Annotated in this window: 13 protein-coding genes and 1 riboswitch; of the genes, 6 read left to right on the top strand and 7 right to left on the bottom strand. The window is 70.4% G+C overall.

Translation table 11 applies throughout. The features are described from left to right. Positions 1-5: 5 nt before the first annotated feature. Positions 6-368 (bottom strand): hypothetical protein, encoded by a 363-nt coding sequence (locus ACGFWI_RS26530; protein ID WP_393908535.1) that lies wholly within the window; start codon positions 366-368, stop codon positions 6-8. Between the two features lie 128 nt (positions 369-496). Here ACGFWI_RS26530 and ACGFWI_RS26535 point away from each other — a divergent pair, with 128 nt between their 5' ends. From ACGFWI_RS26535 to ACGFWI_RS26545, 3 genes are all read left to right on the top strand, one after another. After that, on the top strand, positions 497-1,444 hold the full coding sequence (locus tag ACGFWI_RS26535; RefSeq protein ID WP_393908536.1) for a MurR/RpiR family transcriptional regulator: 948 nt from the start codon (positions 497-499) through the stop codon (positions 1,442-1,444). A gap of 129 nt (positions 1,445-1,573) precedes the next feature. After that, a complete protein-coding gene (gene murQ, locus ACGFWI_RS26540; RefSeq protein WP_393908537.1) occupies positions 1,574-2,512 on the top strand; it encodes an N-acetylmuramic acid 6-phosphate etherase in 939 nt (312 codons plus the stop codon). 130 nt (positions 2,513-2,642) lie between these two features. Continuing rightward, a complete protein-coding gene (locus tag ACGFWI_RS26545; protein WP_393908538.1) occupies positions 2,643-4,298 on the top strand; it encodes a PTS transporter subunit EIIC in 1,656 nt (551 codons plus the stop codon). A gap of 260 nt (positions 4,299-4,558) precedes the next feature. On the opposite strand, the gene ACGFWI_RS26550 is transcribed toward ACGFWI_RS26545, so the two are convergent. The 5 genes from ACGFWI_RS26550 to thrC all read right to left on the bottom strand — a co-directional run bounded on the left by ACGFWI_RS26550 (position 4,559) and on the right by thrC (position 10,152). After that, positions 4,559-4,768 (bottom strand): hypothetical protein, encoded by a 210-nt coding sequence (locus ACGFWI_RS26550; RefSeq protein ID WP_393908539.1) that lies wholly within the window; start codon positions 4,766-4,768, stop codon positions 4,559-4,561. A 1,145-nt stretch (positions 4,769-5,913) separates the two neighbouring features. After that, on the bottom strand, positions 5,914-7,539 hold the full coding sequence (gene groL, locus ACGFWI_RS26555; protein ID WP_393908540.1) for a chaperonin GroEL: 1,626 nt from the start codon (positions 7,537-7,539) through the stop codon (positions 5,914-5,916). A gap of 346 nt (positions 7,540-7,885) precedes the next feature. Further along, positions 7,886-8,089, bottom strand: coding sequence for a cold-shock protein (locus ACGFWI_RS26560; protein ID WP_003986833.1), 204 nt, complete (start codon positions 8,087-8,089; stop codon positions 7,886-7,888). Positions 8,090-8,512: 423 nt separating this feature from the next. After that, the gene (locus ACGFWI_RS26565; RefSeq protein WP_393908541.1) at positions 8,513-8,791 is read right to left on the bottom strand and encodes a MoaD/ThiS family protein; all 279 of its coding nucleotides are present in this window, start codon (positions 8,789-8,791) and stop codon (positions 8,513-8,515) included. Positions 8,792-8,868: 77 nt separating this feature from the next. Further along, positions 8,869-10,152 carry a threonine synthase gene (gene thrC, locus ACGFWI_RS26570; protein ID WP_393908542.1) on the bottom strand — a complete coding sequence of 428 codons (1,284 nt, stop codon included), beginning with the start codon at positions 10,150-10,152 and terminating at the stop codon, positions 8,869-8,871. 17 nt (positions 10,153-10,169) lie between these two features. Further along, a riboswitch (SAM riboswitch) is annotated at positions 10,170-10,332 on the bottom strand. A 170-nt stretch (positions 10,333-10,502) separates the two neighbouring features. Between thrC and ACGFWI_RS26575 the strand changes: the two genes are divergently transcribed. The 3 genes from ACGFWI_RS26575 (at position 10,503) to ACGFWI_RS26585 (ending at position 14,051) form a co-directional block, all read left to right on the top strand. Next, positions 10,503-11,465, top strand: coding sequence for a glucosyl-3-phosphoglycerate synthase (locus ACGFWI_RS26575; protein WP_393908543.1), 963 nt, complete (start codon positions 10,503-10,505; stop codon positions 11,463-11,465). 283 nt (positions 11,466-11,748) lie between these two features. Then, a complete protein-coding gene (locus tag ACGFWI_RS26580) occupies positions 11,749-12,360 on the top strand; it encodes a hypothetical protein (protein WP_393908544.1) in 612 nt (203 codons plus the stop codon). A 215-nt stretch (positions 12,361-12,575) separates the two neighbouring features. Beyond that, positions 12,576-14,051 carry a trehalose-6-phosphate synthase gene (locus ACGFWI_RS26585; RefSeq protein ID WP_393908545.1) on the top strand — a complete coding sequence of 492 codons (1,476 nt, stop codon included), beginning with the start codon at positions 12,576-12,578 and terminating at the stop codon, positions 14,049-14,051. 42 nt (positions 14,052-14,093) lie between these two features. Here the strand turns inward: ACGFWI_RS26585 and ACGFWI_RS26590 are convergent, their stop codons facing one another. Then, positions 14,094-14,630, bottom strand: a complete 537-nt coding sequence (locus ACGFWI_RS26590; protein WP_393908546.1) for a hypothetical protein — start codon at positions 14,628-14,630, stop codon at positions 14,094-14,096. Between the last annotated feature and the right edge of the window lie 247 nt (positions 14,631-14,877).

Consider the following 14,877-nt stretch of genomic DNA (forward strand, 5'->3'; position numbering starts at 1 on the left):
CCGCCTCACCCCTCCACGGGGGCACCCAGCCGCCCGACCCGAGCCACCGCCACCGCCGTCTTGGGGCAGACCCAATGCGGGTCGGGCCCCAACTCCGGTTCGACATCGAGCGCATGGGGATCGCCCGACTCCGTGCACACGGGGCACAGCGGCCAGCGGCCGTACCGGTCCAGAAGGGCGTCCTGGACGTCCTGCGCTATCAGTCCCGCGACGAATTCCGCGCCTTCAGGCCATTGCTCCACCCACCACCGGCGGTGGACGACCGCGTCCTCCACGAGCGAGACGATGTCGGCGTCGGCCACCTTGTCCGCCATCAGGTCGGCGAGCACCAGCGCCCGCGCGGCGTGCAATGCCTGTTCCAGCTCCATGCCCCCATTGTCCCCCGGCCACCCACCGACGAACGGCGTTGTCCACAGGCCGAGGCGGATCATGCGCTCTGTCCACAGCACTCACAGAGGGTATTGACGCCGGGCGTCGATGAAATTACTTTTCAAGCGTGAGCAGCAGCGTGAAGGAAACTTTCAAGGACGTGGCCGTCGAGACCCGACCGGCCCCGGCCCCACCCGCCCCCGCCGCACTGGCCGCCAAGGTCCGCACCCTCGCCCCGACGATGACCCGCTCCATGCAGCGGGTCGCCGAGACCGTCGCGAGCGACCCGGCCGGCTGCGCCGCCCTCACCGTCACCGGCCTCGCGGAGCGCACGGGCACCAGCGAAGCCACCGTCGTGCGGACGTCCCGGCTGCTCGGCTATCCGGGCTACCGCGATCTGCGGCTCGCCCTCGCCGCGGTCGCCGCGCAGCAGGCGGCCGGCGGCGCGCCCGCGGTGACCGCCGACATAGCGGTCGACGACTCCCTCGTCGATGTCGTCGCGAAGCTGGCGCAGGAGGAGCAGCAGTGCCTGGCCGACACCGCCGCGGCACTGGACGTCACCCAGCTCGAAGCCGCCGTCACCGCGCTCTCCGGGGCCCGCCGCATCGACGTGTACGGCATCGGGGCCTCCAATCTCGTCGGCCAGGACCTCGCCCAGAAGCTGCTGCGCATCGGCCTGATCGCGCATGCGCACGCGGACCCGCATCTGGCCGTGACGAACGCGGTGCAGATGCGGACGGGTGACGCCGCCATCGCGATCACGCACTCCGGGCGGACCACCGATGTCATAGAGCCACTGCGGGTGGCCTTCGACCACGGCGCGACGACCATCGCCATCACCGGCCGCCCGGACGGCGAGATCGCCTCGTACGCCGACTACATCCTGACCACGTCCACGGCCCGCGAGAGCGAGCTGCGGCCGGCCGCGATGTCGTCCAGGACGAGCCAGCTGCTGGTCGTGGACTGCCTGTTCATAGGCGTCGCGCAGCGTACGTACGAGACCGCGGCCCCCGCGCTCTCCGCCTCCTACGAGGCCCTCGCCCACCGCCACTCACCACGCAACAACCAGCGCTGACCTCACGCCGCCCCGCCGTTGTGGCCCGTGCCGCGCCGGCGGACGGGCGGCACGGCGGCACCCCGCGACGAGGCAGCCGAAAAGCACCGGCCCCCCGACGAGCCCGACTCGAAAAGAGCCGTCATTGCCATGACCTCCACCGCCGACTACGCCCATCTGCGCGCCCAGTTGGACACCCTCACCACTGAGGCATTCCGGCCCGAGCTCGCGGACATCGACCGCCGCTCCACCCTGGACATCGCCCGCACGATGAACGATGAGGACGCCACCGTCCCCGCCGCCGTCGCCCGACGGCTCCCCGAGATCGCCGCCGCGATCGACGCCACCGCCGCGCGCATGGCCCGCGGCGGCCGGCTGATCTACGCAGGCGCCGGTACGGCCGGCCGCCTCGGGGTGCTGGATGCCAGCGAATGCCCGCCGACCTTCAACACCGACCCGTCCGAAGTCCTCGGGCTGATCGCGGGGGGTCCCTCCGCCATGGTCACCGCCGTCGAGGGCGCCGAGGACAGCAAGAAGTTCGCCGTCGAGGATCTGACCGGGATCGGCCTGACCGACGTGGACACCGTCGTCGGCATCTCCGCCTCCGGCCGCACGCCGTACGCGATCGGAGCCGTCGAATACGCCCGTGACCTGGGCGCCCTGACCATCGGCCTGTCCTGCAACGCCGATTCGGCGCTGGCCGCGGCCGCCGAGCACGGCATCGAGATCGTGGTCGGCCCCGAGCTGCTGACCGGCTCCACCCGGCTCAAGGCGGGCACCGCCCAAAAGCTGGTGCTCAACATGCTCTCGACCATCACCATGATCCGCCTGGGCAAGACCTACGGGAATCTGATGGTCGACGTCCGCGCCTCCAACGAAAAGCTGCGGGCCCGCTCGCGCCGTATCGTCGCGCTCGCCACCGGCGCCACGGACCTGGAGATCGAGACGGCACTGAGCAGCACGGACGGCGAGGTGAAGAACGCCATCCTCACCCTCCTCGGCGATGTCGACGGCCCCACCGCCGCCCGTCTCCTCGAAGCCGCCAACGGCCATCTGCGCGAAGCCCTCCAGGCCGCCAAGCCCCACTGAGACACCGGGGCCCGCCGGGCCCCAAAGTTCGCACCGTTCACACCCCCCGGGCCGGACCTCACCCCGGCCCCGGTCCCGGCCCCGCCCCCAACCCCTGCTCCTGTTTTGTCTCCACAGCAAGGCACCGCATATGCCCGAAGACAAGAACCGCGCCACCGCCGCCGCGATCCTCCCCCTCGTCGGCGGCGCCGAGAACCTCACCTCCATCGCCCACTGCATGACCCGGCTCCGCCTCGGCGTCCAGGACCGCTCCCTGGTCCAGGACGAAGCCCTCAAGGCGCTCCCGGCCGTCATGGGCGTGGTCGAGGACGACACGTACCAGATCGTGCTGGGCCCCGGGACGGTCGCCCGGGTCACCCCCGAGTTCACGCGTCTGGTCGAACAGTCCCGGACCACGGCACCGGAGGCCACGACCGTCGGCCCCCGGGCCACGACACCCACATCCGCGCCGGAACCCCCACCAGAGGCCGCCGCCCCCACGGCGCCCACCGGCACCACAGCCACTCGCGAGCCTGCCCCCGCACCCACCACCGCCGCGGAGCTGGCCGCTCAAGGCGCCGCCCTCAAGGCGCGGCAGAAGGCCAGGAACTCCACCCCGGTGAAGCTGTTCCTCCGCCGGATCGCCAATATCTTCGTCCCGCTGATCCCGGCCCTGATCGGCTGCGGCATCGTCGCCGGTATCAACGGTCTGCTGGCCAACCTCGGCTGGCTGCCGCCCGTCGTCCCGGCGCTCGCGGCCATCGCCTCCGGCTTCATGTCCCTCATCGCCGTCTTCGTCGGCTACAACACCGCCAAGGAGTTCGGCGGCACACCGATCCTCGGCGGCGCGGTCGCCGCGGTCATCGTGTTCCCAGGCATCGCCCAGATCACCGCCTTCGGCCAGCAGCTCGCACCGGGCCAGGGCGGTGTACTGGGCGCACTGGCCGCGGCACTGCTCGCCGTCCGGGTGGAGAAGTGGTGCCGCAAACTGGTACCCGAGGCGCTGGACGTCCTCCTCACCCCGACCCTGACCGTCCTGGTCACGGGCCTGGTCACGATCTTCGGCCTGATGTTCGTCGCGGGCGAGGTCTCCACCGCCATCGGCACCTTCGCCAACTGGCTGCTGGCCCACGGCGGGGCCTTCGCCGGCTTCATCCTGGGCGGCCTCTTCCTGCCCCTCGTGATGCTCGGCCTTCACCAGGCCCTGATCCCGATCCACACCACCCTCATCGAGCAGCAGGGCTATACGGTCCTGCTCCCGATCCTCGCCATGGCAGGAGCAGGCCAGGTCGGCGCCGCCCTCGCCGTCTACCTCCGGCTCCCCCGCAACCGCTCGATCCGTACGACCATCAAGTCCGCCCTCCCCGCAGGCTTCCTGGGCGTCGGTGAACCGCTGATCTACGGCGTCTCGCTCCCTCTGGGCCGCCCTTTCATCACCGCCTGCATCGGCGGCGCATTCGGCGGCGGCTTCATCGGCCTCTTCAACCAACTCGGCGACGCCGTCGGCTCCACCGCCATCGGCCCCTCCGGCTGGGCCCTGTTCCCCCTGGTCAAGGGCGACCAGAACATCGCCACCACCCTCGTCATCTACGCCCTCGGCCTGGCCGTCGGCTACCTCACCGGCTTCCTCGCCACCTACTTCTTCGGCTTCAGCAAGCAGATGCGGGCAGACCTCAACACGGGCCCCGACACCGACACCGCCCCTGGCCCCGCCTCCGCATCCGCATCCGTATCCGCGGAGACCGACCCCGCAGCCGCTGAAGGTCCCACCACACACGGCACCCCGGCCGGCCTGGGGGCACGCTGAGCGGCCCGGCCCGGCCTGCGAGGTTCATGAAAGAACGCCCGTTGGGGCTATCCGTCAGGGCATCCGGCTCTCCCGGTTCAGCTCGCTGACGCGCGCCGCCAGTACGGTGGACGGCGGCGCGGTGTGCAGTAAGTACGGCGGGCAGGTCCACGGTCGGCCGCCACCGGGTGGGCGGAGCTTCAGCAACGCCCCCTGGTGGCCCACGACCCGGCCGACACGCCCGTCCCGCCTGTCCACCGCATAGTTGCCGAACGACGGGATCACGGCTGCCCCTCCTCCGGGCCGTGGCCGGGAGCGGCGGTCTTGGCGTAGTCCACCAATACGTCGGCCAGCCGCTGGGCGGTGTCCAGATTGCAGCGCCCCAGCTCGACCAGTGGCGCCATGACGGTGCTCGCGCACGACACCGGGTCGACGCAGAGGGAAGGCAGGGTGACTCCCACTGCCTGGAGTGCGGTGTGCAGTTCCGCCATAACACCCTCGGCCTGCCGTACCCGATCACGCGCCGTCAACATTTCGCCTCATCACCTTCCACGCTGAGTGTTCCCACTGTGCACACAGCGTGGCGGTTGCGGGCCTAGCCTGCAGAGAGAAGCGGATCCAACAACCGATCGTGTGTAACAGGGAGTTGCCGCGATGCCCGGAACCCAGCCCCACGCCCCGTCCTCGTCACCCCGCGCCACGCTCGGGGCCGAGTTACGACACCAGCGGGAGGCGCCGGGCCTCACCGAGACCAGGGCCGGGACTCACCGAGACCGGGCCCCACCGAGACCACGGCCGGGCCTCACCGAGGAGCAACCCGACCGTCCCCCGCTTCGCCGGCGGCTCGTGGCACCGGCCGACTGGAGACAGTGACACGGCGGATGCAGAGGGAACACGCCGTCAAACGGGACAAGGTTGAGGCGCGGGCCTCTCCTGCTGCCTGCTCCCGGGGCTCCCTGCTCCCTGCTCCCTGCCGACTGCACTGGGCCGTCCACAGCTCACCGAGGCGTCCGGACCGCCGCGGACCGGAACGGCCGCTTCCCCCCAGCACCTGTGCGGCAGTTGACCCACAAGAGCCCCACGAGGGAGGTGCGGAGCCCCATCCTGGAGCGGCGAACCAGGCACGAAGCCGCGGTACCGGAGCGGGGTGCGACCGGACCGCCGTCGCCCGCATCGGCACAGCAGCAACGTCGGCGGCATGCTGCTCCGGGTCACGCCGCCCCTGGCGCGCCAGGCCGGCCATGGCACTCACGTTCTCGCGCCGACCGCCGACGGGGCGGCACGAGAACGTGAGCGCCACGGCCGTACCCGCCACCGCCCAGCTACCCGCGGCGGCCCACAGGCCTCCCGTGCTCCAAGTCGCCTTCGAGGCCGTCTTGGATCGCGACGGCCCGCCCGGACCGGCCCCCCTCAGCGGGAGCGGGGATGCCGGCCGAGGCCGGGGCCCCGTGCGTCGCGGGCTGCCTCATCGGCTGTCGGCGGTAGCACGCCCGACGGGCATCGGACGGCGCTCGTGCACGGCACCGCCGGTTGGTTGTGCCCGGAAACGCCGCCGGGGCGGCACCCCCTGGGAGGAGGGTGCCGCCCCGACGTACGTGTGGACGTGATCCGGGAGGATCAGCTCTGATCCAGTGGATCAGAAGTCCATGTCACCGCCCGGCATGCCGCCCGGAGCGCCGGCCGCGCCGGCCTTCTCCGGCTTGTCGGCAATGACGGCCTCGGTGGTGAGGAAGAGCGCCGCGATGGAGGCGGCGTTCTGCAGCGCGGAGCGGGTGACCTTCGCCGGGTCGATGATGCCCTCGGCGATCATGTCGACGTACTCACCCGTCGCGGCGTTGAGGCCGTGACCGATGGGCAGGTTGCGCACCTTCTCCACCACGACGCCGCCCTCAAGGCCGCCGTTGACGGAGATCTGCTTCAGCGGGGCTTCCAGGGCGAGCTTCACCGCGTTGGCGCCGGTGGCCTCGTCGCCTTCGAGCTCCAGCTTCTCGAAGACCTGGGAGGCCTGGAGCAGGGCCACGCCACCGCCGGCGACGATGCCCTCTTCGACGGCCGCCTTCGCGTTGCGAACGGCGTCCTCGATGCGGTGCTTGCGCTCCTTGAGCTCGACCTCGGTGGCGGCACCGGCCTTGATGACGGCCACGCCGCCGGCCAGCTTCGCCAGACGCTCCTGGAGCTTCTCGCGGTCGTAGTCCGAGTCGCTGTTCTCGATCTCGGCACGGATCTGGTTGACCCGGCCCTGGACCTGCTCGCTGTCGCCGGCACCGTCGACGATGGTGGTCTCGTCCTTGGTGATGACGACCTTGCGGGCGCGGCCGAGCAGTTCGAGACCGGCGTTCTCCAGCTTGAGGCCGACCTCCTCGGAGATGACGGTGCCACCGGTGAGGATGGCGATGTCGCCGAGCATGGCCTTGCGGCGGTCACCGAAGCCCGGGGCCTTGACGGCGACGGACTTGAAGGTGCCACGGATCTTGTTGACGACCAGGGTCGACAGGGCCTCGCCCTCGACGTCCTCGGCGATGATCAGCAGCGGCTTGCCGGACTGCATGACCTTCTCCAGGAGCGGCAGCAGGTCCTTCACGCTGCTGATCTTGGAGTTGACGATGAGGATGTACGGGTCGTCGAGCGACGCCTCCATACGCTCCATGTCGGTGGCGAAGTACGCCGAGATGTAGCCCTTGTCGAAGCGCATACCCTCGGTGAGCTCCAGCTCCAGACCGAAGGTCTGGGACTCCTCGACGGTGATGACGCCTTCCTTGCCGACCTTGTCCATGGCCTCGGCGATCAGCTCGCCGATCTGGGTGTCAGCGGCGGAGATGGAGGCGGTCGAAGCGATCTGCTCCTTGGTCTCCACGTCCTTGGCCTGCTCCAGCAGGGCGGCGGAGACGGCCTCGACGGCACGCTCGATACCGCGCTTGAGGGCCATCGGGTTGGCGCCGGCGGCTACGTTGCGCAGGCCCTCGCGGACCAGAGCCTGGGCCAGGACGGTCGCGGTCGTCGTGCCGTCACCGGCGACGTCGTCCGTCTTCTTCGCGACCTCCTTGACCAGCTCGGCGCCGATCTTCTCGTACGGGTCCTCGAGCTCGATCTCCTTGGCGATGGAAACACCATCGTTGGTGATCGTGGGGGCGCCCCACTTCTTCTCGAGGACGACGTTGCGGCCCTTGGGGCCGAGGGTGACCTTGACGGCGTCGGCGAGCTGGTTCATCCCGCGCTCGAGACCGCGCCGTGCCTCCTCGTCGAACGCGATGATCTTGGCCATGTGAAGTGGTCCTCCCGGACTGGGGTGGATTGCTCCGGACCGCGCTGGCGCCCGCGACGGACGACCTGCAAACCCGTGTGGTTCCTTGCCCCACTCGGCCTGCGGGCCTCACCGACCCGGTCCTTCTTTTGTCACTCTCACTGGGAGAGTGCTAACGCAATGATTAGCACTCGCACCCCTTGAGTGCAAGGCGGCTTCGAAGAAGCCTCCCATTGGAGTGGTGACCGAGTGACGGGTGAGCACGGGCGCCCCGGGGGGCCGCCCGGCCGTCCGCCGACGGCGGACAGCAGAAGGCCCGCACCCCTCAGGGGCGCGGGCCTTCACTACGCTGCAGTCGGTCGGCGCCTCAGCCGGCCACCCGGACCATGTCCGCCTGCGGCCCCTTCTGACCCTGCGAGATCTCGAACTCGACCCGCTGGCCTTCCTCGAGGGTGCGGTAACCGTCCATCTGGATCGCGCTGTAGTGGACGAAAACATCCGCACCACCGTCGACCGCGATGAAGCCGTACCCCTTCTCCGCGTTGAACCACTTGACGGTGCCCTGAGCCATGCCTAACTCCCCTATTACTGGCCCTTGCGCAGGACCGCACTCCGCGGACCCGGGTCAGACCTCACCCCGCGAAAATCCCGTGGGATGTGCGCCGGAACGCGTCGACCGCCGCTGAATGTATCTGCACAGATGCCCAGCGCAACAGGTCAATCGGACGAGAATTCTGGGGCCGGAGAATCGGCAATATGCAGTGAAATCCCGGTTCTCCCGGGCAAGTCGGGCCGGGCATAGCGCACCTAAGCGACAAATGCTGCACACACTTTGGGCACAACTGATCGCGGCCTCATATGCGTTCGGCACACGCACGCGTTATAGCGGAGGGGGATCACCCCAATGGTATCCCCTTTCACAACACGGAATTGCCCCGTCCGCTTTCTGGCGGACGGGGCAATTCCGGTCAAGTAGGGGAAGAGATGGCGCAAATCAGCAGCCGCCGGCCACCGCAGGAATGATCGAGATGCCCGCGCCGTCCGGGGTCGGCGTCTCCAGGCCCTGCTCGAAGCGCACATCGTCGTCGTTGACGTACACGTTCACGAAGCGGCGCAGCTTGCCGGCGTCGTCCAGCACACGGGCCGCGATGCCCTGGTGGTTCTTCTCCAGGTCGGTGATCACCTCGGAGAGGGTCGCGCCCTCGGCGGGGACCTCGGCCTGGCCGTCGGTGTACGTGCGGAGGATGGTGGGGATGCGGACCTTGACGCTCATGGTGGTGCCTTCCAGGAATGACGGAGTACGAGTTCGGGGGCTGTGGCGCGGCCTCGTCCGCGGACCGGCCGACAGCCTCAGCGTGCCAGGCCGGCCGCGCGGAACGCGTCCAGATCGGGACGGATCGTCGCCGTGGGTCCGGAGGTCGGGGCGACCGCGTCCAGTGTCTTGAGGCCGTCACCGGTGTTCAGGACGACGGTGGTCAGGGAGGGGTCGAGCAGACCGGCCTCGACGAGCTTCTTGGTCACGCCGACGGTCACCCCGCCCGCGGTCTCCGCGAAGATGCCTTCCGTCCTGGCCAGCAGCTTGATCGCGTCCACGACCTGCTCGTCGTTGACGTCCTCGACGGCGCCGCCCGTACGGCGGGCGATGTCGAGCACATACGGGCCGTCGGCCGGGTTGCCGATCGCCAGCGACTTGGCGATGGTCTTCGGCTTCTGCGGGCGCACGACGTCATGCCCGGCCTTGAAGGCCGTGGACACCGGCGAGCAGCCCTCCGCCTGGGCGCCGAAGATCTTGTACGGCTTGTCCTCGACCAGGCCGAGGGCGATCAGCTCCTTGAGACCCTTGTCGATCTTCGTGAGCTGCGAGCCGGACGCGATCGGGATGACGATCTGGTCCGGGAGCTGCCAGCCCAGCTGCTCGCAGATCTCGTACGCGAGGGTCTTGGAGCCCTCGCCGTAGTACGGGCGCAGATTGACGTTGACGAAGCCCCAGCCCTCGCCCAGCGGATCGCCGATGAGCTCCGAGCAGAAGCGGTTGACGTCGTCGTAGTTGCCCTCGATGCCGACCAGGTCACCGCCGTAGACCGCGGCCATGACGACCTTGCCGGCCTCCAGGTCGTGCGGGATGAACACGCAGGACTCGAAACCGGCGCGGCGGGCCGCGGCGCCGACCGCACCGGCGAGGTTGCCGGTGGAGGAGCAGGAGAGCGTGGTGAAGCCGAACGCGCGGGCGGCCTCGACGGCGATCGCCACGACGCGGTCCTTGAAGGAGTGCGTCGGGTTGCCGGAGTCGTCCTTGACGTACAGACCGCCGGTGACGCCCAGCTCGGCGGCGAGCCGGTCGGCCTTGACGAGCTTGGTGAAGCCGGGGTTCAGGTTGGGCTTGTCGGCCACGTCGGCGGGGACGGGCAGCAGCGGGGCGTAGCGCCAGATGTTGTCCGGACCGGCCTCGATCTGCTTCCGCAGGCCCTCGGGGTCGCCGCTCGGCAGGTCGTACGCGACTTCGAGCGGCCCGAAACATTCCTGGCACGCGAAGATCGGGCCGAGCGGGAAGCGCTGGCCGCACTCGCGGCAGGACAGCGCGGCGGCGGGGCCCAGAGCGACGGTGGGGGTGTTTTCGGTGACTTGCACAGCCATGGAGGCGAGGCCCTTTCTCCTCATCTTCCTCGCGACGAATCTCGCCACGAGACGGATTTGGCACCTTCCCAAGCCGGGAGCCTCGCGCACGCGGGACATTTCAGCGTCCTGGCGGCAAGACCGGCTGGAGGGTTGCCGGGGCTTCAACGGGCCGTATCCCTCTGCCCCTCTGGATGAGCGGTATGGCGCTGGGCCGAAACCCAGGCGTTTGTGGCGCGGACCCCGACATGCGACGGCCATCCGCGTTGTTCAAGACTGTAACCGAAGGCCGTGACTGTTGAGATAGTCGTCCGAACCGCGAGATGGATCACACAGGCCGCCGATCCGGCGGCGACCGAGGAGTCGTAGACGTGCTGGAAGAGGTGGAGGGCTGGCTGAGCAGCCGCTCCTGGTCCGCCGCGGACCGCCCGCTGGGGCAGCTGCTGGAGGCGAAGCGCCAGACGGGCCGCACGGTCAGCGTGGTGCTGCCCGCGCTCGACGAGGAGGCCACCGTCGGGGCGATCGTGTCGGTGATCCGCGCCGAGCTGATGACCGACACCGTCCCGCTCGTCGACGAGCTGGTGGTGCTGGACTCCGGCTCCACCGACCGCACCGCCGAGGTCGCGGCGGCGGCCGGCGCCCGGGTCGTCCACCGCGACAGCGTCCTGCCGCGGCTGCCCGCCCTCCCCGGCAAGGGCGAGGTGCTGTGGCGCTCCCTGCTGGTCACCACCGGCGACATCGTCTGCTTCATCGACGCCGACCTGCGCGAATTCTCCGCCGGCTTCGTCTCCGGGACCGTCGGCCCGCTGCTCACGGATCCGGACATCCAGTTCGTGAAGGCGATGTACGACCGCCCCCTGGAGACCGGCGCCGAGGGCGCCGGGGCCGGCCAGGGCGGCCGGGTGACGGAGCTGGTCGCCCGTCCGCTGCTGAATCTGCACTGGCCGCAGCTGGCCGGCTTCGTCCAGCCCCTGGGCGGCGAGTACGCGGCCCGCCGCTCCCTCCTGGAGCGGCTGCCGTTCCCGGTCGGCTACGGCGTCGAGCTCGGCCTGCTCGTCGACGCCCTGCACACTGTCGGCCTCGACGCCCTCGCCCAGGTGGACGTCGGCGTACGCAAACACCGCCACCAGGACGGCCAGGCCCTGGGCCGGATGGCCGCCGCGATCTACCGGACCGCGCAACTGCGCCTGACCCGCGGCCACTTGGTGCGCCCCCGGCTCACCCAGTTCGACCGCGGCGAGCAGGGCTTCGTCCCGCGCACCACGGAGGTCGACACCGAGGAGCGCCCCCCGATGGCCGAAATCCCGGAGTACGCGGAGCGGCGCGCGGCCTGAAGACCCGCGGCCTCTTCCACGGACGGCAGGTGAACCCGCTCCGCGGGCCTGCCGTCGGCCACGCACCATCGCCCGCGCACACAGGCAGCCGCACCGGACGTGACGCCCAGTCCTGCCGCAATCCGCACGCCCGCACCGCCCCCCTGGTCGAGCCGGGCAGGCCACGGGCGACATCCCCCGAACTTCCCGGAGGGGAAGCCATATTCAGTTACTGACGGGTAGTCGGAGCGGGTAGGGTGACGGCGTTCTTGATCTTGCTTTGTGACCAGGGGGAAGTCTTTTCATGCGTATCTCTACGGGGCAGATCCTCACCGCCGTGGCGGCAGTGGGCGTGCTGGCCACCGCGACGCCCGCTCAGGCACAGTCGGGCGACTCGGCGCAGCAGCTCGTGACCAAGGCTGCCGCCGCCCCGTCCGCGGGCACCAAGGGTGCGGCGGCGGGCCTGCGCAAGCTGTACGACGAGCGCTTCACCGTCAAGCCCAACAACGCGCACTACCCGGGGCTCAAGGTGAGCCCGGACAAGGCGATGAAGTCGCTGAAGCACTGCTTCAACTGCACGTTCCCCGTCAAGGGGGCGCCCAAGAAGTTCCCGAAGGAGAACCAGCGGATCAACCTTGAGGCCTGCGCAGTCTTCTTCGCCTGCAAGGACGCTCCGGTGCGCTACCACGGCATCGGCTCCATGAGGAACGCCTGGTACTTCACCGCGGAGAAGGGCCACTTCGACGGCAAGGGCTCGAAGGTCTACTTCAACTTCTACACGGACTCCAAGGGCTACCTGGAGCTCCACGTCGAGGGCTACGTCACCCATCCGAGCGTGCCCGACTCGCTCAACAAGCGCTTCGCCGTCGAGAAGTGGCAGAGCTTCGCCCACAACATGGGCGTCGAGCTCGACTGAGTCCCGCACTGCGGATGGAGCGCGTCGCAACCGCTGCGCCCCCGGCTCCTGGCAGGCTCCGGCCGGCCAGGAGCCGGGGGCGCTCCCTCCGCGGGGCGGCGGAGCCCGGCCGGGCAGACCGCCGGGGTACCGGCACATGACCGGGACCGCCCTCGGACACGACCTGGCCGAGTTCCGTACGTTTGCGCGGATCTGCGGGTGGTTAATCTGGCGTCATGGTCTCCGAGAGGGTCTCTGAAGGCAATGCGGTCCCTGCAGGTGCCGAGGTTCTTGTCGCGTCGAATCGCGGGCCGGTCTCCTACGGTCTGACGGAGGACGGCACGCTCACCGCCAAGCGGGGCGGGGGCGGGCTGGTGTCCGGGCTGTCGGCCATCGGGCCCGGCACGGACGCGGTGTGGGTGTGCGCCGCACTGGGCGACGGGGACCGGGAGGCCGTACGGCGGACGGGCGGTGCGCTGGAGCCGGGGGACACCGGTGGACAGCGCGTCCGGATGCTGGACATCCCGGCCGAGGTGCATGCCGAGGCCTACAACGGCATCGCGAACTCGGTGCTGTGGTTCGTCCACCACATGCTGTACCAGACGCCGCTGGAGCCGGCCTTCGGTGCACAGTTCCGGGAGCAGTGGACGTCGTACGAGGCGTACAACCGCACCTTCGCACAGGCGCTGGCCGACGAGGCCGCCGAGGGTGCGGCGGTGCTGGTGCAGGACTACCACCTGTCCCTGGTCCCGGGGATGCTGCGGGCGCTGCGGCCCGACGTACGGATCGCCCATTTCTCGCACACGCCGTGGGCGCCGCCGGAGTACTTCCGGATGCTGCCGGACGACATCGCCGAGCAGCTGCTGCGGGGGATGCTGGGCGCCGACCGGCTGGGGTTCCTGACGCACCGCTGGGCGGACGCGTTCCGCGCGTGCTGCGCCGAGGTGGTCGACGGCACCGGCGAGACCCGGATCGGTGTGCACGGGCTCGGGGCGGATGCCGGGTTCCTGCGGGAGCGGTCGCAACAGGCGGACGTCAACGAGCGGCTGACCGCCCTGCGGGAGCAGATCGGCGCGGGGCCCGACGGGACGGCACGCAGGACCGTCGTCCGGGTGGACCGGACCGAGCTGTCGAAGAACATCGTGCGGGGGCTGCTCGCCTACCGGGAGTTCCTGGCGGGACACCCGTCGTGGCACGAGCGCGTCGTACACGTCGCGTTCGCCTATCCGTCGCGCCAGGACCTGGCCGTCTACCGGGAGTACACGGCACAGGTCGGACGGCTCGCCGAGGCGATCAACGCCGAGTACGGCACGGAGAGTTGGCAGCCGGTCGTGCTGCATGTGAAGGATGACTTCGCGCGCTCGCTGGCCGCCTACCGCCTGGCGGACGTGGCGCTGGTCAACCCGATCCGGGACGGGATGAATCTGGTCGCGAAGGAGATCCCGGTGGTCTCCGACCATGGCTGTGTGCTGGTGCTCTCCCGGGAGGCCGGGGCCCACGAGGAGCTGGGCGAGGACGCCCTCACGGTCAACCCGTACGACGTCAGCGGCACCGCGCGGGCGCTGCACGAGGCGCTGTCGATGGCGGCCGGGGAACGCAGCGAGCGCACGGCGCGGCTGGCCGCTGCCGCCACGGCGCTGCCGCCGGCGCAGTGGTTCCTGGAGCAGTTGCGGGCGCTGAAGGAGGACACCCCGAAGCGGGATGCCCCCTGAGCCGTTCTCCGCGACGGCCGTTCCGGTCTGCGGGCCGCGTGGTTACGTTCGCTCGGGGGAGCCGCCGGCCGGGGCGGCGTCGAGGAGGCCGCGCAGGGTCTCGCGGTGCAGGTCGGCGATCGGGCCGACCAGGTCCGGGTGGCGCAGCAGCGGCGCCGCGCGGTGATCGCGAGGGCTGGGAATCGTCAGCCGGCGGGCGGTGCCCACGTTGTCCGCGCCGTGATGGGTTGCGGCCAGGCAGGCCGCCGCCACCACGGCGAGATCGGCGTCGGCCAGCAGGCAGGCCGCCCAGCTGACGACGGTTTCGTCCACCCAGCTGCGCCAGGCGTCTGCGGCTCCCTCCGGCGGAGGGGCATCGGCGCCGGTGACGAAGTCCAGCCGGGCGGAGCCGCCGGGGCCGAGCAGGATCACCAGTTCGGCGTCCAGCTCGGTGGGGTAGCGCAGGGCGGCGGCGATGGTGACCGCGTGACCTGCCTGAGCCTCGGCCAGGGCATCGTCCAGCGGGCCGGCCGCCGACGGGAATGCCGACAGCAGCCAGCGGGTGGAGGCAGCTATGACGGGCGAGAGAGCAGTGGGCATGGCGGAACCGTCCTTCACATGTGCCCGCCGGGGCGCTGTCACCTGTGCGTGATCCGGCCGCGGGCACTCGGCGCGCCCAGGGGCGCGCGTGGCAGGTAGGAGCGTAGAGCGGCGGCACTGAGCGGTGACAGGACCTACATCACAGCCGGGGGCCGGTCGGCGCGCACGGCCGGGCCTGCGGCGGCCGGCTGAGCGGCAACGGGACGCACATCACAGCCCGGGACCGGTCGCCCACCACGGCCCGCGC

It is taken from the genome of Streptomyces sp. NPDC048434 (genome assembly GCF_043200375.1).
Classification (GTDB): domain Bacteria; phylum Actinomycetota; class Actinomycetes; order Streptomycetales; family Streptomycetaceae; genus Streptomyces.

What these genes read in the sequence shown, in the direction of transcription:
- ACGFWI_RS26530 (WP_393908535.1), bottom strand. Translation starts at nt 368, where the DNA reads ATGGAGCTGGAACAGGCATTGCACGCCGCGCGGGCGCTGGTGCTCGCC.
- murQ (WP_393908537.1), top strand. Translation starts at nt 1,574, where the DNA reads ATGACCTCCACCGCCGACTACGCCCATCTGCGCGCCCAGTTGGACACC.
- ACGFWI_RS26545 (WP_393908538.1), top strand. Translation starts at nt 2,643, where the DNA reads ATGCCCGAAGACAAGAACCGCGCCACCGCCGCCGCGATCCTCCCCCTC.
- ACGFWI_RS26550 (WP_393908539.1), bottom strand. Translation starts at nt 4,768, where the DNA reads ATGGCGGAACTGCACACCGCACTCCAGGCAGTGGGAGTCACCCTGCCT.
- groL (WP_393908540.1), bottom strand. Translation starts at nt 7,539, where the DNA reads ATGGCCAAGATCATCGCGTTCGACGAGGAGGCACGGCGCGGTCTCGAG.
- ACGFWI_RS26560 (WP_003986833.1), bottom strand. Translation starts at nt 8,089, where the DNA reads ATGGCTCAGGGCACCGTCAAGTGGTTCAACGCGGAGAAGGGGTACGGC.
- ACGFWI_RS26565 (WP_393908541.1), bottom strand. Translation starts at nt 8,791, where the DNA reads ATGAGCGTCAAGGTCCGCATCCCCACCATCCTCCGCACGTACACCGAC.
- thrC (WP_393908542.1), bottom strand. Translation starts at nt 10,152, where the DNA reads ATGGCTGTGCAAGTCACCGAAAACACCCCCACCGTCGCTCTGGGCCCC.
- ACGFWI_RS26580 (WP_393908544.1), top strand. Translation starts at nt 11,749, where the DNA reads ATGCGTATCTCTACGGGGCAGATCCTCACCGCCGTGGCGGCAGTGGGC.
- ACGFWI_RS26585 (WP_393908545.1), top strand. Translation starts at nt 12,576, where the DNA reads ATGGTCTCCGAGAGGGTCTCTGAAGGCAATGCGGTCCCTGCAGGTGCC.
- ACGFWI_RS26590 (WP_393908546.1), bottom strand. Translation starts at nt 14,630, where the DNA reads ATGCCCACTGCTCTCTCGCCCGTCATAGCTGCCTCCACCCGCTGGCTG.